Raw genomic sequence first — 19,286 nt, 5'->3', positions numbered from 1 at the left:
ATGTCCAAGCTCGGCAATCTCGGCGCCCGGCTCTACCGCGGCGAGGTCGGCTACGACTTCGTCGGCAAGCGGAAGATCTGGTACGGCATCTCGATCCTGATCACCATCACGGCCATCGTCGGCCTGGCGGTGCGCGGCCTCAACATGGGCATCGAGTTCTCCGGCGGCGCGGTCTTCAACACCCCGGCGACCTCCGTCTCGGCCGACCAGGCCAAGCGGACGGCCGAGGACGCCTCCGGGCACCCGGCCATCGTCCAGAAGCTCGGTGACAAGACGCTGCGCGTGCAGGTCAGCGACCTGTCCCCGGAGCAGTCGCGCACGGCACAGGAAGCCCTGGCCAAGAAGCTCGACGTCTCGGTGAACAAGATCAACACCGATATCGTCGGCCCCAGCTGGGGCGACCAGATCGCCAACAAGGCATGGACCGGCCTGGTGATCTTCATGGTTCTGGTGGTGATCTACCTGGCCATCGCCTTCGAGTGGCGGATGGCCGTCGCCGCGCTGATCGCCCTGGTCCACGACCTCACCATCACCGTCGGCGTGTACGCGCTGGTCGGCTTCGAGGTCACCCCGGGCACCGTGATCGGTCTGCTGACCATCCTCGGCTACTCCCTCTACGACACCGTCGTCGTCTTCGACGGTCTGAAGGAGAGCTCGAAGGACCTCACCAAGCAGACCCGCTTCACCTACAGCGAGATCGCCAACCGCAGCCTCAACGGCACCCTGGTGCGCTCCATCAACACCACCGTCGTGGCGCTGCTGCCGGTCGCCGGCCTGCTGTTCATCGGCGGCGGCTTCCTCGGCGCGGGCATGCTCAACGACATCTCGCTCGCCCTGTTCGTCGGCCTCGCGGCCGGCGCCTACTCCTCGATCTTCATCGCCACCCCGCTGGTCGCCGACCTCAAGGAGCGCGACCCGCAGATGCGGGCCCTGGCCAAGCGGGTGCGCGCCAAGCGCGCCGCCGCTGCCGCCAAGGGCGAGTCGGCGGAGCAGGAGCCGCAGGACGCGGAGTTCGGCGACGAGCCGGAGGACGCTTCCCCGGCCGGTGTCGTCCCGCAGTCCGACACCCGCAGCCGCGGTGGCCGCGGCCGTCCGTCGGGCAAGCGCCGATGAGCGCCACGAGCGTCGGCACCGCCGACGAGAAGCTGCGCGACCTGCTCCTGGCGCACATCCACGACGTGCCCGACTACCCCAAGCCGGGCGTGATGTTCAAGGACATCACCCCGCTGCTCGCCGACGCCAAGGCGTTCGCCGCGCTGACCGACGCGCTCGCCGGGCTGTGCGAGCGGTACGGCGCCACCAAGGTCGTCGGCCTGGAGGCCCGGGGCTTCATCCTGGGCGCCCCGGCCGCCGTCCGCGCGGGTCTCGGCTTCGTCCCCGTCCGCAAGGCCGGCAAGCTGCCGGGCGCCACCCTCGCCCAGGCGTACGACCTGGAGTACGGCACCGCCGAGATCGAGATGCACGCCGACGCGGTCGGCGCCGGCGACCGGGTCCTGGTCATCGACGACGTCCTGGCCACCGGTGGCACCGCCGAGGCGTCCCTGCGGCTGATCCGCCGGGCCGGCGCCGAGGTCGCGGGCGTCGCCGTGCTGATGGAGCTCGGCTTCCTGCCCGGTCGCGCGCGGCTGGCCGAGGCGCTCGACGGAGCGCCGCTGGAGGCGCTGATCACCGTCTGAGCCGACGGCGCACGACAGGGGGCGGGCCACGGGGAGAACCCCGCGGCCCGCCCCCTGTCGTACCCCTGCCGCCCCGTGCCGCCCCCTGTCGTGCCGGGGCGACAGCCGGGCGCGCGGCGGTCGGGCGCCATGGCTCGATACCATGGCAGTCCCGGACCTGATCGGGGGCCGGACCCCGCTTGAGGAGTGCTCTTGCCAGACGAGGCCCAGCCGCTCACCGCCGCACAGCAGGACAAGCCGTCTCCCGAGGCCGCGGCGGGCCCGGGCACGCCCCAGGGCCGCCCGCAGAGCGCCCCTGAGCCCCCGGACGCCACAGACGCCCCGGACCAGGCCGGCGGGACGCGACCGGCCCCCAAGGCCCCGCTCTCGAACGTCTCGAACACCCGCCCCGCCGCCGACAAGCCGGCCGCCGGCACCCCGGCGGGCGCCTCACCCGTCCGGCCCACGCCCACCCCGGGACCTCCGCCGCGCTCCGGTTCCTCCAGCCGCGTCCGGGCCCGCCTCGCCCGCCTGGGCGTCCAGCGCTCCAGCCCGTACAACCCCGTGCTGGAGCCCCTGCTGCGGATCGTCCGCGGCAACGACCCCAAGGCCGACGCCGGCACCCTGCGCCAGATCGAGCGCGCCTACCAGGTCGCCGAGCGCTGGCACCGGGGCCAGAAGCGCAAGAGCGGCGACCCGTACATCACCCACCCCCTCGCGGTGACCACGATCCTCGCCGAGCTCGGCATGGATCCGGCCACCCTGATGGCCGGCCTGCTGCACGACACGGTCGAGGACACCGAATACGGCCTGGACACCCTGCGCCGCGACTTCGGCGACCAGGTCGCCCTGCTGGTCGACGGCGTCACCAAGCTCGACCGCGTGCAGTTCGGCGAGGCCGCGCAGGCCGAGACCGTCCGCAAGATGGTCGTCGCCATGGCCAAGGACCCCCGGGTCCTGGTCATCAAGCTCGCCGACCGCCTGCACAACATGCGCACCATGCGCTACCTCAAGCGGGAGAAGCAGGAGAAGAAGGCCCGCGAGACCCTGGAGATCTACGCCCCGCTGGCGCACCGGCTGGGCATGAACACCATCAAGTGGGAGCTGGAGGACCTCGCCTTCGCGATCCTCTACCCCAAGATGTACGACGAGATCGTCCGCCTCGTCGCCGAGCGGGCGCCCAAGCGCGACGAGTACCTGGCCATCGTCACCGACGAGGTCCAGGCCGACCTGCGCGCCGCCCGCATCAAGGCCACCGTCACCGGCCGCCCCAAGCACTACTACAGCGTCTACCAGAAGATGATCGTGCGGGGCCGTGACTTCGCCGAGATCTACGACCTGGTGGGCATCCGCGTCCTCGTCGACACCGTCCGCGACTGCTACGCGGCGCTCGGCACCGTCCACGCCCGGTGGAACCCGGTCCCGGGGCGGTTCAAGGACTACATCGCGATGCCCAAGTTCAACATGTACCAGTCGCTGCACACGACGGTCATAGGCCCCAGCGGCAAGCCCGTAGAGCTCCAGATCCGCACCTTCGACATGCACCGGCGCGCCGAGTACGGCATCGCCGCGCACTGGAAGTACAAGCAGGAGGCCGTCGCCGGCGCCTCCAAGATCCGCACCGACGTCCCGAAGAACGCCGGCAAGAACCAGGACACCGTCAATGACATGGCCTGGCTGCGGCAGCTCCTGGACTGGCAGAAGGAGACCGAGGACCCGGGCGAGTTCCTGGAGTCGCTGCGCTTCGACCTCTCGCGCAACGAGGTCTTCGTCTTCACGCCCAAGGGCGACGTCATAGCGCTGCCGGCCGGCGCCACCCCGGTCGACTTCGCCTACGCCGTCCACACCGAGGTCGGCCACCGCACCATAGGCGCCCGGGTCAACGGCCGGCTCGTGCCCCTGGAGTCCACCCTCGACAACGGCGACCTGGTCGAGGTCTTCACCTCCAAGGCGCCCGGCGCCGCCCCCTCCCGCGACTGGCTGGGCTTCGTCAAGTCGCCCCGCGCCCGCAACAAGATCCGCGCCTGGTTCTCCAAGGAGCGCCGCGACGAGGCCATCGAGCAGGGCAAGGACGCCATCGCGCGCGCCATGCGCAAGCAGAACCTGCCGATCCAGCGGATCCTCACCGGCGACTCGCTCGTCACCCTCGCGCACGAGATGCGCTATCCGGACATCTCCTCCCTCTACGCCGCGATCGGCGAGGGCCATGTCGCGGCGCAGGGCGTCGTCCAGAAGCTCGTCCAGGCCCTCGGCGGCGAGGACGCGGCGACGGAGGACATCGAGGAGGACGCCCCGATCCGGGCGCGCTCCAAGCGCCGCTCCAGCGCCGACCCCGGAGTGGTCGTCAAGGGCGTCGACGACGTCTGGGTCAAGCTCGCCCGTTGCTGCACCCCGGTGCCGGGCGACCCGATCATCGGCTTCGTCACCCGTGGCAGCGGCATCTCGGTGCACCGCGCCGACTGCGTCAACGTCGACTCGCTCTCGCAGCAGCCCGAGCGGATCATCGACGTCGAATGGGCGCCCACCCAGTCGTCCGTCTTCCTGGTCGCCATCCAGGTGGAGGCCCTGGACCGGTCGCGGCTGCTGTCGGACGTCACCCGCGTCCTGTCCGACCAGCACGTCAACATCCTGTCGGCCGCCGTGCAGACCTCCCGGGACCGGGTGGCCACCTCGCGCTTCACCTTCGAGATGGGCGACCCCAAGCACCTGGGCCACGTCCTGAAGGCCGTGCGCGGCGTCGAGGGCGTCTACGACGTCTACCGCGTCACGTCGGCCCGCCGGCCCTGAGGCCGTATCGGTCCACCCATGAGTAAGGGGCTCCGGCAATAGCCGGAGCCCCTTACCTCGATCACTTCGAGCGACTAGCCGCCGAACTCCTCAAGGCCCTTCAGGGCCTGGTCCAGCAGGGCCTTGCGACCCTCCAGCTCACGGGTGAGCTTGTCGGCCTTGGCGTCGTTGCCCGCGGCGCGCGCCTTGTCGGCCTGCTCCTGGAGCTTGTCCACGGCCGCCTGGAGCTGCCCCGTCAGACCGGCGGCACGGGCCCGCGCCTCCGGGTTCGTACGCCGCCACTCGGACTCCTCGGCCTCCTGGATGGCGCGCTCGACGGCGTGCATCCGGCCCTCGATCTTGGGCCGGGCGTCCCGCGGCACATGGCCGATGGCCTCCCAGCGCTCGTTGATCGAGCGGAACGCGGCCCGCGCAGCCTTCAGGTCCGTGACGGGGAGCAGCTTCTCGGCCTCCACGGCCAGCTCCTCCTTCTGCGTCAGATTGACCTGCTGCTCGGCGTCGCGCTCGGCGAACACCTCGCCGCGCGCCTGGAAGAAGACGTCCTGGGCGCCGCGGAAGCGGGTCCACAGGTCGTCCTCCGCCTCGCGCTGCGCCCGGCCCGCGGCCTTCCACTCGGCCATCAGCTCGCGGTAACGCGCGGCCGTCGGTCCCCAGTCCAGGGACCCGGAGAGCGCCTCGGCCTCGGCGACCAGCTTCTCCTTGGCCTTACGGGCCTCCTCGCGCTGCGCGTCCAGCGACGCGAAGTGCGCCTTGCGCCGCTTGGAGAACGCCGAGCGGGCGTGCGAGAAGCGGTGCCACAGCTCGTCGTCCGCCTTGCGGTCGAGACGGGGCAGGCCCTTCCAGGTGTCGACCAGGGCCCGCAGCCGCTCACCGGCCGACCGCCACTGCTCGCTCGCCGCCAGCTCCTCGGCCTCGGCGACCAGCGCCTCCTTCGCCGTACGGGCCTCGTCGGACTGCTTGGCCTTGGCGGCCTTGCGCTCCTCACGGCGGGTCTCGACCGTGGCGACGAGCTGGTCGAGCCGCTTGCGCAGCGCCTCCAGATCGCCGACCGCGTGGTGCTCGTCCACCTGCGTGCGCAGATGGTCGATCGCGGTCGTCGCGTCCTTGGCCGAAAGGTCGGTGGTCCTGACCCGGCGTTCGAGGAGGCCGATCTCGACGACCAGGCCCTCGTACTTGCGCTCGAAGTAAGCGAGTGCCTCCTCGGGGGAGCCCGCCTGCCACGATCCGACGACCTGCTCCCCGTCGGCGGTACGCACGTACACAGTCCCCGTCTCATCGACGCGGCCCCATGGGTCGCTGCTCACAGCGCCTCCTCCACATGATGCCGGGGCCGGTGCGCGGCCCCTCGGGCATCGTCCACAGTTGTTCCGGCAGGGCCGCGCCCTGGCCGGTCCGACGGCCTGATCGATTCGGGTGTCGATGGGTGCTTCGCAGCCGTCGGAGCAGGCACCCTACACAACGCCAACATAGGCGACCGGCGGCCCGGCTGTCCGTATCCCGCGCGACCGAAATTTCGCCGGGCGGGCACGTGACGGGCGGTCGGCGGCCGCCGGAACGGCGTCAGGACTTCGTCACCGCCGCCTTGTTGACGACGACCGTCGCGTTCGGCGGGCCGTCGCCGACGCCCCGCTGCTCACCCGCGGCGGCGATCTTCCGGAGCACCTTCATGCCCTCGGGGCCGACCTTTCCGAACGGGGTGAAGTTCGGCGCCAGCTTGCTGTCCTTGTAGACGAGGAAGAACTGGCTGCCGCCGGTGTCCGGCCCGGCGTTGGCCATCGCGAGCGTGCCCGCGGGGTACACCCCGTCCTTGACGGCGGGGTCCTTCAGGTTCTCGTCCTTGAGCCGGTAGCCGGGGTCGCCCATGCCCGTGCCCTTGGGATCGCCGCACTGGAGCACGAAGATCTGCGACGGGTCCGTGGTGAGCCGGTGGCAGGTGGTGTGGTCGAAGTAACCCTGACCGGAGAGGAAGTTGAAGGAGTTGACCGTGTGCGGGGCCTTGGCGGCGTCCAGCGTCAGGTCGATGGTGCCGCAGGTGGTGTCGAGCTTCGCCGCGTACGAGGCCGAGGTGCCGACGGTCATCGCCGGCTCCGACTTCCACGTCTTGGCGGCGGGCGTGCCCGGGGCGGCTTTGGCGCACGGGTCTGGGCCCTTGCTCGGGGTGGCCGACGGCGCCGCCGCGTCCGCCGCGGTGTCCTTCTTCCCGTCGTCGCCCGACAGCGCGCCCGTCGCGAACGCCGTCGCGCCGGCCGCCACCACCACGGCGAGCGCCGCGGCGATCACCGCGTTACGGCGGCGGGTCTTGCGGCGCGCCGCCTCCCGGCGCTCCTGCTGGCGCTCGAACTTCTCCCGGGCGAGCTGCCGCCGCCGCTGCTCGTTACTGACCACCGGGTGTCTCCTCGTGCCGTCTCGTCCAGATGGTGAGCCCGTGTTGCGTGTGTGCCCGTACCGTATACGGGTTCGCGGCGGCGGGAGTGCCGCCGGTAGGCTCTGTAGCGGCCGGGTTCCCCGCCGGGGGCCCCGGTGATCCACTAACAGGATTCTCCGCTGGTCGATCTCTAAGGACGAACGTGCTCATTGCCGGGTTCCCCGCCGGGGCCTGGGGGACCAATTGCTATCTGGTCGCCCCTGCCGCCGGCGAGGAGTGCGTGATCATCGATCCGGGCCACCAGGCGGCCCAGGGCGTCGAGGACGCACTCGCGAAGCATCGGCTCAAGCCCGTCGCCGTTCTCGTCACCCACGGCCACATCGACCACGTCGCGTCGGTCGTCCCGCTGTGCGGCGCCCACGACATCCCGGCCTGGATCCACCCCGGGGACCGCTACATGCTGAGCGACCCCGAGAAGGCGCTGGGCCGCTCCCTGGGGGAGCGCCTGATGGGCGAGCTGACGGTGGGAGAGCCGGATGACCTCAAGGAGCTGTCCGACGGCACCCGCCTGGAGCTCGCGGGCATGGAGTTCACCGTCGCGCACGCGCCCGGCCATACCAAGGGGCTGGTGACCTTCAGGATGCCCGAGACCGCCGACGTCCCGTCGGTGCTCTTCTCGGGCGACTTCCTGTTCGCCGGCTCCATCGGACGCACCGATCTGCCCGGCGGCGATCACGCCGAGATGCTCCGGTCGCTGGCCCGCGTGGCCCTGCCGCTGGACGACTCGACCGTGGTGCTGTCCGGCCACGGCCCCCAGACGACCATCGGCCGCGAGCGCGCCACCAACCCGTTCCTGCGGGAGGTCGCCGACGCGCAGCGCGGCATCGGAAGCGGTTCTACCGCCGCTCCGCGACGAGGAATGTGACGATTTTTCCGTGAGTACGTTCAAGGCCCCCAAGGGCACCTACGACCTGACCCCGCCGGACTCCGCGATCTACCTCGCCGTGCGCGAGGCCATCGCCGCGCCGCTCAAGCGCTCCGGCTACGGCTATATCGAGACGCCCGGCTTCGAGCAGGTCGAGCTGTTCTCCCGCGGTGTCGGCGAGTCCACCGACATCGTGTCCAAGGAGATGTACACCCTCACCACGCGCGGCGGCGACGAGCTCGCGCTGCGCCCCGAGGGCACCGCCTCCGTGCTGCGCGCGGCCCTGGAGGCCAACCTGCACAAGGCCGGCAACCTCCCGGTCAAGCTCTGGTACTCCGGCTCGTACTACCGCTACGAGCGCCCGCAGGCCGGCCGCTACCGCCACTTCTCGCAGGTCGGCGCCGAGGCCATCGGCACCGAGGACCCGGCGCTGGACGCCGAGCTGATCATCCTGGCCGTCGACGCCTACCGGTCGCTCGGTCTGAAGGACTTCCGCCTGCTGCTCAACTCGCTGGGCGACAAGGAGTGCCGCCCGGCCTACCGGGAGGCCCTCCAGGGCTTCCTGCGCGGCCTCGACCTCGACGAGGACACCCGGCGCCGGATCGAGATCAACCCGCTGCGGGTCCTCGACGACAAGCGCGAGGCCGTCCAGAAGCAGCTCGTCGGCGCCCCGATGCTCCGCGACCACCTCTGCGAGGCGTGCAAGGCGTATCACGAGGAGGTCCGCGCGCTGCTGACCGCCGCCGGCGTGGCCTTCGTGGACGACGAGAAGCTGGTCCGCGGCCTGGACTACTACACCCGCACCACCTTCGAGTTCGTCCACGGCGGCCTCGGCTCGCAGTCCGCGGTGGGCGGCGGCGGCCGCTACGACGGCCTCTCCGAGATGATCGGCGGCCCCGCGCTGCCGTCCGTCGGCTGGGCCCTCGGCGTCGACCGCACGGTCCTGGCGCTGAAGGCCGAGGGCATCGAGCTCGACCTCCCGGCCGCCACCCGGGTCTACGCGGTGCCGCTCGGCGAGGAGGCCCGCAAGGTCGTCTTCGGCCTGGTCACGGAGCTGCGCCGGGCCGGTGTCGCCACGGACTTCGCGTTCGGCGGCAAGGGCCTGAAGAACGCCATGAAATCGGCCAATCGTTCCGGTGCCCGCTTCGCGCTCGTCGCGGGCGAGCGGGACCTCGCCGAGGGCGTCGTGCAGCTCAAGGACCTGGAGAGCGGTGAGCAGACCGGCGTCGCGCTCGACGCGGTGGTGCGCGAACTCCTGGCCAAGCAGGGCTGATTACGAGGCGCCTGGTGCAGAATGGGCGGCGACGACCGACTGATGGGATCAACGGCGCTATGACCACTTCGGCTCTTGACCGCTCGGACACCGACGGAGCGGAACGGGACGGCCCGGCCACGGGCGGCGTCGGCGGCAGCCGCGCGTTCGCACTGATGCTGGTGATCACCGGTGCGCTGGGACTGCTCGCGGCCTGGGTCATCACGATCGACAAGAACAAGATCCTCGAGGCCAAGGCGGTCGGGAAGACCTACACCCCCGGGTGCAGCCTCAACCCGATCGTCTCCTGCGGCAACATCATGGAGAGCGAGCAGGCGCACGCCTTCGGGTTCCCCAACCCGATGCTGGGCCTGGTCTGCTACGGCGCGATCATCGCGATCGGGCTGGCGCTGCTCTCCGGCGCCCGCTTCCGCCGCTGGTACTGGCTGGGCATGGAGGCGGGCTGCCTCTTCGGCGTCGGCTTCGTCACCTGGCTCCAGTACGAGTCGCTGTACGTCATCGGCTCGCTCTGCCTGTGGTGCTGCCTCGCCTGGGTCGCCACGATCGTGATGTTCTGGTACGTCACCGTGCAGAACATCCGGCACGGCTTCATCCCCGTCCGCGGGGCGCTGAAGAACGGCCTGCTGGAGTTCCACTGGGTGGTGCCGGTGCTGTGGATCGGCGTCATCGGGATGCTCATCCTCACCAAGTGGTGGGACTTCTGGACGGGTGCCTCGGCCTGACCGCCGCCGCACCCCACTGACGCGTGGAACGCCGCCGGACCTCCATGGTCCGGCGGCGTTGTCAGTCCCGTGGCATAGGGTTTTCGACGTGGAACCCGACCTGTTCACCGCCGCCGCGGAGGACCGCCAGGAGAAAGACCCGGCGAGCAGTCCTCTGGCCGTCCGTATGCGCCCGCGCACCCTCGACGAGGTCGTCGGGCAGGGGCACCTCCTCAAGCCGGGCAGCCCCCTGCGCCGCCTGGTCGGGGAGGGCAGCGGCGGCCCGGCCGGCCCGTCCTCGGTGATCCTCTGGGGCCCGCCCGGCATCGGCAAGACGACGCTCGCCTACGTGGTCAGCCAGGCCACCAACAAGCGCTTCGTGGAGCTTTCCGCGATCACCGCCGGGGTCAAGGAAGTGCGGGCCGTCATCGACAGCGCCCGCCGTGCCTCCGGTGGCTACGGCAAGGAGACCGTCCTGTTCCTGGACGAGATCCACCGCTTCAGCAAGGCCCAGCAGGACTCCCTGCTGCCCGCCGTGGAGAACCGCTGGGTCACGCTCATCGCGGCCACCACGGAGAACCCCTACTTCTCGATCATCTCGCCGCTGCTCTCCCGCTCCCTGCTGCTCACCCTCCAGGGGCTCACCGACGACGACCTGCGCGGCCTGCTGCGCCGCGCGCTCACCGACGAGCGCGGGCTCGGCGGCGCGGTCACGCTGTCCGAGGACGCCGAGGGGCATCTGCTGCGGATCGCCGGCGGCGACGCCCGCCGCGCCCTCACCGCCCTGGAGGCCGGCGCCGGTTCGGCCATCGCCAAGGGCGAGGCCGAGATCACCCTGGAGACGCTGGAGGACTCGGTCGACCGGGCGGCGGTGAAGTACGACCGCGACGGCGACCAGCACTACGACGTCGCCAGCGCCCTGATCAAGTCCATCCGCGGCTCGGACGTGGACGCCACGCTGCACTACCTCGCCCGGATGATCGAGGCGGGGGAGGACCCCAGGTTCATCGCGCGGCGGCTGATGATCTCGGCGAGCGAGGACATCGGCATGGCCGACCCCACCGCCCTGCAGACGGCGGTCGCCGGTGCCCAGGCCGTGGCGCTGATCGGCTTCCCGGAGGCCCGGATCGTGCTGGGCCAGGTGGCCGTGGCCCTCGCGCTCGCCCCCAAGTCCAACGCGGCGTATCTGGCGATCGACGCGGCCCTGGCCGACGTCCGCGCGGGCCTCGCGGGCCCGGTCCCGCCGCATCTGCGCGACGGGCACTACAAGGGCGCGGAGAAGCTGGGCCACGCCCAGGGCTATCTCTATCCGCACGACCTGCCCGGAGGCATCGCCGCGCAGCAGTACGCACCGGACGCCATCCACGGCAAGCGGTACTACGAACCGACGCGCTACGGCGCGGAGGCGCGGTACGCGGACGTGGCGGAGCGCGTCCGGGCCCGCCTGCGCGGCGAGTCCCCGCCGGGGGCGGGTGAGTGACTCCGGGGGCCGGGCTCGGGGCCGGAGCCCCGGCGTGCGGGCCTCGGCTACCCCAGCGCCGCGTCGAACAGCGTGTGCATCGCCTTGCGCAGCGAGGCGATGTCCCGCACGGGCTCCGGGAACTCGAACCGCGCGTCGAAGGTGCGGTCGGCCGCGCCGCGCCCCTCGCCCGTGCCCTCGGTGAAGCGGACCCGCAGCCCGAAGCGGTCCAGCGACAGCGGCACCGCCCGGTGCCCGTCCGCCGACCCGCGCTCGCCGAGCAGGGCGGACAGCCCGCGCACCTGGTCGCCGTGGGCCGAGTGCAGGTGCTGGAGCAGCTCCGCCTCGTGGCTGACCAGCGGGTCGGGCTCGGCCCGCGCGAAGTCTTCCGGCTCGACGCTCTCCGTGCCCCACAGGTCGTCCACACTGGTCTCGCCGACCTCCAGGCGCAGCATCATCCGGCCGGGCTCGGTGACCCCGGGGACACAGGTCAGCCAGCCGGAGAGCCAGGCGCGGCCGCGGATCCGGTGGGGCACGGAGACCGGCGCGACGTCCGTGATCTCCAGTACGGCGGCCAGCTCGTCGTCCTGCGCGTGCGTGGCGGCCCGGACGGCCGGGGAATCGGCCGGGAAGACCAGGAACACCTCGCCGTCGGGGCCCACGCTGCGGGCCTCGGGCGACAGCTGGTCCACGCGGGTGGCGGCGCCCCCGGTCAGCCCCGGGATGAGGAGCACCGCGGAGCATGTACTCTGTACGAGAGTTCGTGTGCGCTCGGCTGCTGACGGCATCCGCGCGATTTCAAGCCCGCTGGGACGCGGCAGACCATGAGCTGATCGGACCTCCGTCGAGTCGATGCGCTGTGCCGCGTCGACATTCTCGTCTGTGTTGTCTGTGGCGCGCGTGGTTTTCCCAGGGCGAGACATGCGATCTCCTTGAGTAAGGTGAGCCTAACCTAACCTACAACGGAGGTCTGGAGAACGTGCCTAACCAGTCGCGTCCCAAGGTCAAGAAGTCTCGTGCGCTCGGCATCGCGCTGACCCCGAAGGCTGTCAAGTACTTCGAGGCCCGCCCCTACCCGCCGGGCGAGCACGGCCGCGGCCGCAAGCAGAACTCGGACTACAAGGTCCGTCTGCTTGAGAAGCAGCGTCTGCGCGCCCAGTACGACATCAGCGAGCGCCAGATGGCCCGCGCCTACGACCGCGCCAAGAAGGCCGAGGGCAAGACGGGCGAGGCGCTGGTCGTCGAGCTCGAGCGCCGCCTCGACGCCCTGGTCCTGCGTTCGGGCATCGCCCGCACCATCTACCAGGCCCGTCAGATGGTTGTCCACGGCCACATCGAGGTCAACGGTGGCAAGGTCGACAAGCCGTCGTTCCGCGTCCGTCCCGACGACGTCGTGATGGTCCGCGAGCGCAGCCGCGCCAAGCACCCGTTCCAGGTCGCCATGGCCGGCGGCTACGCCGGTGAGGGCGAGACCCCGCGCTACCTGCAGGTCAACCTGCAGGCGCTGGCCTTCCGCCTGGACCGTGACCCGAACCGCAAGGAAATCCCGGTCATCTGCGACGAGCAGCTCGTCGTCGAGTACTACGCCCGCTGATCCCTGGAGCACCCCCCGGCCGTAGCCGGGGGAGCGGCTCCTGCGAGAGCGGTTCAGCCCGCCGTCTCCCCGGTCCCCGTGACCGGAGAGACGGCGGGCCGACGCGTTTCCGGGGACCGGGAGCGGGTGCGCGCGCCCGGCACCCTGCCCCGGTCCGCCGGGCCCTCGTGGTCCGGCCGGGGCCCGCGCAGCACCCGCGCCGTCACCGCGTCCAGATCGAGCCGGGACCCCTCGCGGACGTGGTTCTCGTACCGCCGGGCGCCCAGCCGGTCCCGCAGCCGCCGTGCGCACAGCTCGTGCGGACCGTTGAAGTAGCGCGAGCCGAACAGCGGCAGCCCCACCGAGCGCCACAGCCGCCCCGCGGCCCCCTGGAGCACCGCGGCCTCCACCGCGTCACCCTCGTCACCCCCGTCCGTCCCGCCCTCACCCTCCAGAGTGAGCAGCGCCAGCAGTTCGAGCGCCAGCACGGAGCCCACCAGGTCGTGGAAGGCGTGATCGATGACCAGGCACTCCTCCAGCAGTGCCCGTGCCCGCGCGCCGTCGCCACCGCTGAACGCCGCGAACCCCAGCACGTACAGCGCATAGGCCAGCGTCCAGCGCTCCCCGTGCTCCTCGCACTCCCCCCGCACCTCCTCGCACAGGAGCACGGCGCCCGCCAGGTCGCCCCGGAACGCCACCGCCATGGCCAGCTCCACCTTGCCCATCAGCACATTGCTGTTGAGCTCGCCGATCTCGCGGTAGCGGGCGAGCGCGCCGCGCAGCAGTGTCTCCGCGCGCGGCATGTCGTCCGAGACCAGCGCCAGACAGCCGGTGCGGTGCTCGGCGTAGGCCAGGGCGCGGGCGTTCCCGGCGCGCTCCGCGGCCTCCCGGCACTCGTCCAGCGCGGCGACCGCGCCCGCCGGGTCGCCCTGGAGCACCGCCACATAGCCGAGCACCCACAGCGCCTTCAGCCGGGTCTCCTCGGTGGCCGGGTTGTCGGCCGGCACCGCCACGGCCCGGTCCAGCCAGTACCGGCCCTCCGCCAGCCGCCCGCAGCCCACCCAGCAGAACCACAGCGTCCCCGCCAGGTACTGGCCGATGTGCGCCTCCGCGCTGTCCGCCAGGCTGTGCTCCAGGGCGAGCCGCAGGTTCGGCAGCTCCGCGTCGACCATGGCCGCCACCTCCGCCTGCCGCGGACTGAACCAGTCCAGCTCGCACCAGGTCGCCAGGCCCATGTACCAGTCGCGGTGCCGACGCCGCATCCGCCCGGAGTCCGCCAGCGCGTCCAGCCAGCCCGCCCCGTACATCCGCACGCTGTCCAGCAGCCGGTAGCGCGGGCCCCCCGGGGTGTCCTCGCGGACCACCACGGACTGCGCCACCAGCTCCGCCAGCACATGCGGGAGCTCCTCGGCGGGCAGCTCCGGACCCGAGCAGACGTACTCCACGGCCTCCAGGTCGAAGAGACCGGCGAACACCGTCAGCCGGGCCCACAGCAGCCGCTCGGCGGGCGTGCACAGCTCATGGCTCCAGCCGATGGCCGTACGCAGCGTCTGGTGGCGCGGCAGCTCCCCCCGCGCGCCCCCGGTCAGCAGCCGGAACCGGTCGTCCAGCCGCTCCAGCACCTGGGTCACCGACAGCGCGCCCAGCCGCGCCGCCGCCAGCTCCAGGGCCAGCGGGATGCCGTCCAGCCGGCGGCACAGCTCGGCCACCGCGCCCGGCTCGGCGCAGGTGGACCGGGAGCGCAGCGAGGACGGCCAGGCCGCGGCCGCGCGGTCCTCGAACAGCGCCGCGGCCTCCTGGGCCGCCATCGGCCGCAGCGGGAAGACCTGCTCGCCCGCGATCTCCAGCGGGCGCCGGGAGGTCACCAGGACCCGCAGCCGGGGGGCCCGCCGCAGCAGCTCGCGCACCAGCGACGCGCACTCCTCCACCAGGTGCTCGCAGCCGTCCAGGACGAGCAGCAGCCGGCGGTCGGCGAGCTGCTCCAGCAGACAGGCGCGCGGCGGGCGGTCCGTGTGGTCGGTCAGGCCCAGCGCGCCGGCGACCGCGTGGTCCAGCAGCGCCGGGTCGGTCAGCGCCGACAGCTCGGCCAGCCACACCCCGTCGCAGAAGCGATACTGCACCTCCCCGGCCACCCGGCCCGCCAGCCGTGTCTTGCCGACGCCGCCGACCCCCGTGACCGTCACGACCCGGGACCGCGCCAGCTCGTCCGCCAGGGCCGCCAGCTCCTCGGCACGGCCGACGAAGCGGCTGAGCTCGGCGGGGAGATTGCCGGGCGGGGCGAACCCGCCGTGGCCCGGCGCCGGCCCTTGCGACGGGGAGCCCGGGCGCCGCGGGAACCGCGGATACTGCGGGGACGGTGGGAACGGGGAGCCGGAGTGCGGTGACATGGCACACAGAGCGTACCGATGAGGATGCGCACCGTAAACTCCGGCTGGTGAGCAGGGCTTCAGCACCCGGCGGGGCGCCGTCAATGCGGTACGGGTGCCGAGGCCCGGCGCGATAAGGTCGTACTGGACGTCCAGGACGTCCGCAGACGTCATTGAGCAAGCAGCAGGCAAACTGACGACGACCAGCGACGACCAGCAGGGAGCGGTGCAGCGTGTCCGGTGGAGAGGTGGCCGGGATCCTCGTGGCCGTCTTCTGGGCGATCCTCGTGTCCTTCCTCGCCCTCGTGCTCGTGCGCCTCGCGCAGACGCTGAAGGCCGCCACCAAGCTGGTGGCCGACATCTCCGAGCAGGCCGTACCGCTCCTCGCCGACGCCTCCGCCACCGTCCGCTCCGCCCACACCCAGCTCGCCCGCGTCGACTCGATCGCCGCGGACGTCCAGGAGGTCACGGCGAACGCCTCCGCGCTCTCCTCGACCGTCTCCTCCGCCTTCGGCGGTCCGCTGGTCAAGGTCGCCGCGTTCGGGTACGGCGTGCGGCGCGCGATGGGCCGCAAGGCCGAGCCGGCGCCCGAGCGCTCCGCGTTCGTCGGCCGGACCGTCGACCGGACCCTGCCGTCCGCCCGGCGCGGCAGCCGCCGCGCCCGTGGGAAGGGTTGACCCCAGAAATGTTCCGCCGCACCTTTTGGTTCACCACCGGTGTCGCAGCCGGTGTCTGGGCCACCACCAAGGTCAACCGGAAGCTCGCCAAGCTCACCCCCGAGAGCCTCGCCCTGCAGGCCGCGGACCGCGCGGTCATCGCCGGCCGCCGGGTCAAGCTCTTCGCCCTCGACGTACGCGACGGCATGGCGCACCGCGAGGAGGCGCTCAAGGACGCGCTCGGCCTCGCCACCCCGCCCGGCCCCGAGGCCCGCGAACTGCCCGAGCAGCGCCGCCTGGCCGCACTCGAACCGAACCACACCTACCACTTCACCCGGAAAGAGGACCACTGATGGAGTCGGCTGAAATCCGCCGCCGCTGGCTGCGCTTCTTCGAGGAGCGCGGGCACACCGTCGTGCCGTCGGCGTCGCTCATCGCGGACGACCCCACGCTGCTCCTGGTCCCCGCCGGCATGGTCCCCTTCAAGCCGTACTTCCTCGGCGAGGTCAAGCCGCCCTTCCCGCGCGCCACCAGCGTGCAGAAGTGCGTCCGCACCCCGGACATCGAAGAGGTCGGCAAGACCACCCGCCACGGCACGTTCTTCCAGATGTGCGGCAACTTCTCCTTCGGCGACTACTTCAAGGAAGGCGCCATCAAGCACGCCTGGGAGCTGCTCACCAGCTCCGTGGCGGACGGTGGCTACGGTCTGGACCCGGAGAAGCTCTGGATCACCGTCTACCTCGAGGACGACGAGGCCGAGCGCATCTGGCGCGACGTCGTCGGCGTGCCCGCCGAGCGGATCCAGCGCCTGGGCAAGAAGGACAACTACTGGTCCATGGGCGTCCCCGGCCCGTGCGGACCGTGCTCCGAGATCAACTACGACCGCGGCCCCGAGTTCGGCGCCGAGGGCGGCCCCGCCGTCAACGACGAGCGCTACGTGGAGATCTGGAACCTGGTCTTCATGCAGTACGAGCGCGGCGCGGGCGACGGGAAGGAAGACTTCCCCATCCTCGGCGAGCTGCCCAGCAAGAACATCGACACCGGCCTCGGCCTCGAGCGCCTCGCGATGATCCTGCAGGGCGTGCAGAACATGTACGAGACCGACACCCTGCGCGTCGTCATGGACAAGGCCACCGAGCTCACCGGCGTGCGCTACGGCGCCGCCCACGGCACCGACGTCTCGCTGCGCGTGGTCGCCGACCACATGCGCACGTCCGTCATGCTCATCGGCGACGGCGTCACCCCCGGCAACGAGGGCCGCGGCTACGTCCTGCGCCGCATCATGCGCCGCGCCGTCCGCAACATGCGCCTGCTCGGCGCCACCGGCCCGGTCGTCGCCGAGCTCGTCGACGTCGTCCTCACGACGATGGGCGAGCAGTACCCGGAGCTGCTGACCGACCGCAAGCGCATCGAGACCGTCGCGCTCGCCGAGGAGGCCGCCTTCCTCAAGGCCCTCAAGGGCGGCACCAACATCCTCGACACCGCCGTCACCGAGACCAAGGCCGCCGGCGGCTCGGTCCTCGCCGGCGACAAGGCGTTCCTGCTCCACGACACCTGGGGCTTCCCGATCGACCTCACCCTGGAGATGGCCGCCGAGCAGGGCCTGACCGTGGACGAGGACGGCTTCCGCCGCCTGATGAAGGAGCAGCGGGAGCGCGCCAAGGCCGACGCCAAGGCCAAGAAGACCGGCCACGCCGACCTGTCCGCCTACCGCGAGGTGGCCGACACCGCCGGGGAGACCGTCTTCACCGGCTACACCGGCACGGAGAACGAGGCCACCGTCGTCGGCCTGCTGGTCGACGGCGTGCCCTCGCCCGCCGCCACCGAGGGCGACGAGGTCGAGGTCGTCCTGGACCGCACCCCCTTCTACGCCGAGGGCGGCGGCCAGCTCGCCGACCAGGGCCGCATCAAGCTCGACAGCGGCGCCGTGATCGAGGTCCGCGACGTCCAGAAGCCCGTCCCGGGCGTCAACGTCCACAAGGGCGTCGTCCAGGTCGGCGAGGTCACCGTGGGCGCCACCGCCTACGCGGTCATCGACGTCGCCCGCCGCCGGGCCATCGCCCGCGCCCACAGCGCCACCCACCTCACCCACCAGGCGCTGCGCGACGCCCTGGGCCCGACGGCCGCCCAGGCCGGCTCGGAGAACTCCCCGGGCCGCTTCCGCTTCGACTTCGGCTCCCCGGCCGCGGTCCCCGGCAGCGTCCTCACCGACGTCGAGCAGCGGATCAACGAGGTCCTCTCCCGTGAGCTGGAGGTCCACGCCGAGGTCATGAGCCTCGACGAGGCCAAGAAGTCCGGTGCCATCGCGGAGTTCGGCGAGAAGTACGGCGAGCGCGTGCGCGTCGTCACCATCGGCGACTTCTCCAAGGAGCTGTGCGGCGGCACGCACGTCGCCAACACCGCCCAGCTGGGCCTGGTGAAGCTGCTCGGCGAGTCCTCGATCGGCTCCGGCGTGCGCCGTGTCGAGGCCCTCGTCGGCGCCGACGCCTATAACTTCCTGGCCAAGGAGCACACGGTCGTCGCCCAGCTCCAGGAGCTGGTCAAGGGCCGTCCGGAGGAGCTCCCCGAGAAGATCTCGGGCATGCTCGCCAAGCTCAAGGACGCCGAGAAGGAGATCGAGCGGTTCCGCGCGGAGAAGGTCCTCCAGGCCGCCGCGGGTCTCGCCGAGGGCGCCAAGGACGTCAAGGGCGTGGCCCTGGCGCTCGGCCGGGTGCCGGACGGCACCGGCGCCGACGACCTGCGCAAGCTCGTCCTGGACGTGCGCGGCCGGATCCAGGGCGGCCGGGCCGCCGTGGTCGCGCTGTTCACCGTGGTCAACGGGCGTCCGCTGACGGTCATCGCCACCAACGACGCCGCCCGTGAGCGCGGCCTCAAGGCCGGCGACCTGGTCCGTACGGCCGCCAAGACCCTCGGTGGCGGTGGCGGCGGCAAGCCGGACGTCGCGCAGGGCGGCGGCCAGAACCCCGAGGCCGTCGACGAGGCCATGGCCGCCGTCGAGCGCCTCGTCGCGGAAGCGGCCTGATCGCCGTGCGACGAGGCAGGCGCATCGCCGTAGACGTCGGGGACGCCCGGATCGGGGTCGCCTCGTGCGACCCCGACGGGATCCTCGCCACCCCGGTCGAGACCGTGCCGGGCCGTGACATCCCGCAGGCCCACAAGCGGCTCGTGGCGATCGTCGCGGAGTACGAACCGGTCGAGGTCGTCGTCGGCCTGCCCCGCTCCCTCAAGGGGGGAGAGGGGCCGGCCGCGGCCAAGGTGCGGACCTTCGCCCGGGAGATGGCCCGCAGGGTCGCCCCGGTGCCGGTCCGGCTGGTCGACGAGCGGATGACGACGGTCACGGCCGCGCAGGGTCTGCGGGCCTCCGGCGTCAACGCGAAGAAGGGGCGTTCGGTGGTGGACCAGGCCGCGGCCGTGGTGATCCTCCAGAACGCCCTGGAGATCGAGAAGGTCTCCGGCAGACCGCCCGGCGAGGCCGTCGACGTGGTCATCTGATCGCCATACGGTAGCGTTCCGCGCGGACATGGCA

The 19,286-nt window shown here is 71.9% G+C and carries 16 protein-coding genes; 12 read left to right on the top strand and 4 right to left on the bottom strand.

Annotated features, from left to right (window positions below):
• From secF to AF335_RS31530, 3 genes are all read left to right on the top strand, one after another.
• Nucleotides 1-1,113, top strand: a complete 1,113-nt coding sequence (gene secF / locus AF335_RS31540; protein WP_102921838.1) for a protein translocase subunit SecF — start codon at nucleotides 1-3, stop codon at nucleotides 1,111-1,113.
• Nucleotides 1,110-1,676: an adenine phosphoribosyltransferase gene (locus tag AF335_RS31535; protein WP_102921837.1), complete on the top strand. Its 567-nt coding sequence runs from the start codon at nucleotides 1,110-1,112 to the stop codon at nucleotides 1,674-1,676. Before secF ends, AF335_RS31535 begins: the two co-directional genes overlap by 4 nt.
• A gap of 192 nt (nucleotides 1,677-1,868) precedes the next feature.
• Entirely contained in the window at nucleotides 1,869-4,442 is a 2,574-nt protein-coding gene (locus tag AF335_RS31530; protein WP_102921836.1) for a RelA/SpoT family protein, read from the top strand.
• Nucleotides 4,443-4,516: 74 nt separating this feature from the next.
• Here AF335_RS31530 and AF335_RS31525 read toward each other — a convergent pair whose 3' ends face one another.
• Nucleotides 4,517-5,746, bottom strand: coding sequence for a DUF349 domain-containing protein (locus AF335_RS31525; RefSeq protein WP_102921835.1), 1,230 nt, complete (start codon nucleotides 5,744-5,746; stop codon nucleotides 4,517-4,519).
• A 256-nt stretch (nucleotides 5,747-6,002) separates the two neighbouring features.
• Entirely contained in the window at nucleotides 6,003-6,827 is an 825-nt protein-coding gene (locus tag AF335_RS31520; RefSeq protein ID WP_102921834.1) for a peptidylprolyl isomerase, read from the bottom strand.
• 182 nt (nucleotides 6,828-7,009) lie between these two features.
• Here AF335_RS31520 and AF335_RS31515 point away from each other — a divergent pair, with 182 nt between their 5' ends.
• The 4 genes from AF335_RS31515 to AF335_RS31500 all read left to right on the top strand — a co-directional run bounded on the left by AF335_RS31515 (nucleotide 7,010) and on the right by AF335_RS31500 (nucleotide 11,186).
• Entirely contained in the window at nucleotides 7,010-7,732 is a 723-nt protein-coding gene (locus tag AF335_RS31515) for an MBL fold metallo-hydrolase (RefSeq protein ID WP_095583856.1), read from the top strand.
• Nucleotides 7,733-7,742: 10 nt separating this feature from the next.
• Complete coding sequence (gene hisS / locus AF335_RS31510; RefSeq protein WP_102921833.1) at nucleotides 7,743-9,005, top strand: histidine--tRNA ligase; 1,263 nt, start codon at nucleotides 7,743-7,745, stop codon at nucleotides 9,003-9,005.
• Nucleotides 9,006-9,064: 59 nt separating this feature from the next.
• Complete coding sequence (locus AF335_RS31505; protein ID WP_102921832.1) at nucleotides 9,065-9,727, top strand: vitamin K epoxide reductase family protein; 663 nt, start codon at nucleotides 9,065-9,067, stop codon at nucleotides 9,725-9,727.
• 88 nt (nucleotides 9,728-9,815) lie between these two features.
• Nucleotides 9,816-11,186, top strand: coding sequence for a replication-associated recombination protein A (locus tag AF335_RS31500; RefSeq protein ID WP_102921831.1), 1,371 nt, complete (start codon nucleotides 9,816-9,818; stop codon nucleotides 11,184-11,186).
• A 47-nt stretch (nucleotides 11,187-11,233) separates the two neighbouring features.
• Here AF335_RS31500 and AF335_RS31495 read toward each other — a convergent pair whose 3' ends face one another.
• Entirely contained in the window at nucleotides 11,234-11,953 is a 720-nt protein-coding gene (locus AF335_RS31495) for a DUF2470 domain-containing protein (protein WP_102921830.1), read from the bottom strand.
• A gap of 191 nt (nucleotides 11,954-12,144) precedes the next feature.
• Here AF335_RS31495 and rpsD point away from each other — a divergent pair, with 191 nt between their 5' ends.
• The gene (rpsD, locus tag AF335_RS31490) at nucleotides 12,145-12,759 is read left to right on the top strand and encodes a 30S ribosomal protein S4 (RefSeq protein ID WP_087928965.1); all 615 of its coding nucleotides are present in this window, start codon (nucleotides 12,145-12,147) and stop codon (nucleotides 12,757-12,759) included.
• 53 nt (nucleotides 12,760-12,812) lie between these two features.
• Here the strand turns inward: rpsD and AF335_RS31485 are convergent, their stop codons facing one another.
• The gene (locus tag AF335_RS31485) at nucleotides 12,813-15,125 is read right to left on the bottom strand and encodes an ATP-binding protein (RefSeq protein ID WP_107503501.1); all 2,313 of its coding nucleotides are present in this window, start codon (nucleotides 15,123-15,125) and stop codon (nucleotides 12,813-12,815) included.
• Between the two features lie 212 nt (nucleotides 15,126-15,337).
• Between AF335_RS31485 and AF335_RS31480 the strand changes: the two genes are divergently transcribed.
• The 4 genes from AF335_RS31480 to ruvX are packed head-to-tail and all read left to right on the top strand — an operon-like array spanning nucleotide 15,338 to nucleotide 19,252.
• On the top strand, nucleotides 15,338-15,781 hold the full coding sequence (locus AF335_RS31480; protein ID WP_244927215.1) for a DUF948 domain-containing protein: 444 nt from the start codon (nucleotides 15,338-15,340) through the stop codon (nucleotides 15,779-15,781).
• A gap of 8 nt (nucleotides 15,782-15,789) precedes the next feature.
• The gene (locus AF335_RS31475; protein WP_102921828.1) at nucleotides 15,790-16,113 is read left to right on the top strand and encodes a DUF6167 family protein; all 324 of its coding nucleotides are present in this window, start codon (nucleotides 15,790-15,792) and stop codon (nucleotides 16,111-16,113) included.
• A complete protein-coding gene (alaS, locus tag AF335_RS31470; RefSeq protein ID WP_102921827.1) occupies nucleotides 16,113-18,782 on the top strand; it encodes an alanine--tRNA ligase in 2,670 nt (889 codons plus the stop codon). Before AF335_RS31475 ends, alaS begins: the two co-directional genes overlap by 1 nt.
• Nucleotides 18,782-19,252: a Holliday junction resolvase RuvX gene (ruvX, locus tag AF335_RS31465; RefSeq protein WP_102921826.1), complete on the top strand. Its 471-nt coding sequence runs from the start codon at nucleotides 18,782-18,784 to the stop codon at nucleotides 19,250-19,252. The genes alaS and ruvX overlap by 1 nt, the downstream gene beginning before the upstream one ends.
• Nucleotides 19,253-19,286 lie beyond the last annotated feature (34 nt).

It is taken from the genome of Streptomyces eurocidicus (assembly GCF_002891295.1).
Lineage (GTDB): Bacteria > Actinomycetota > Actinomycetes > Streptomycetales > Streptomycetaceae > Streptomyces > Streptomyces eurocidicus.
Note: the sequence above shows the minus strand (reverse complement) of the source record. Positions and strands in the feature narration are given on the sequence as shown.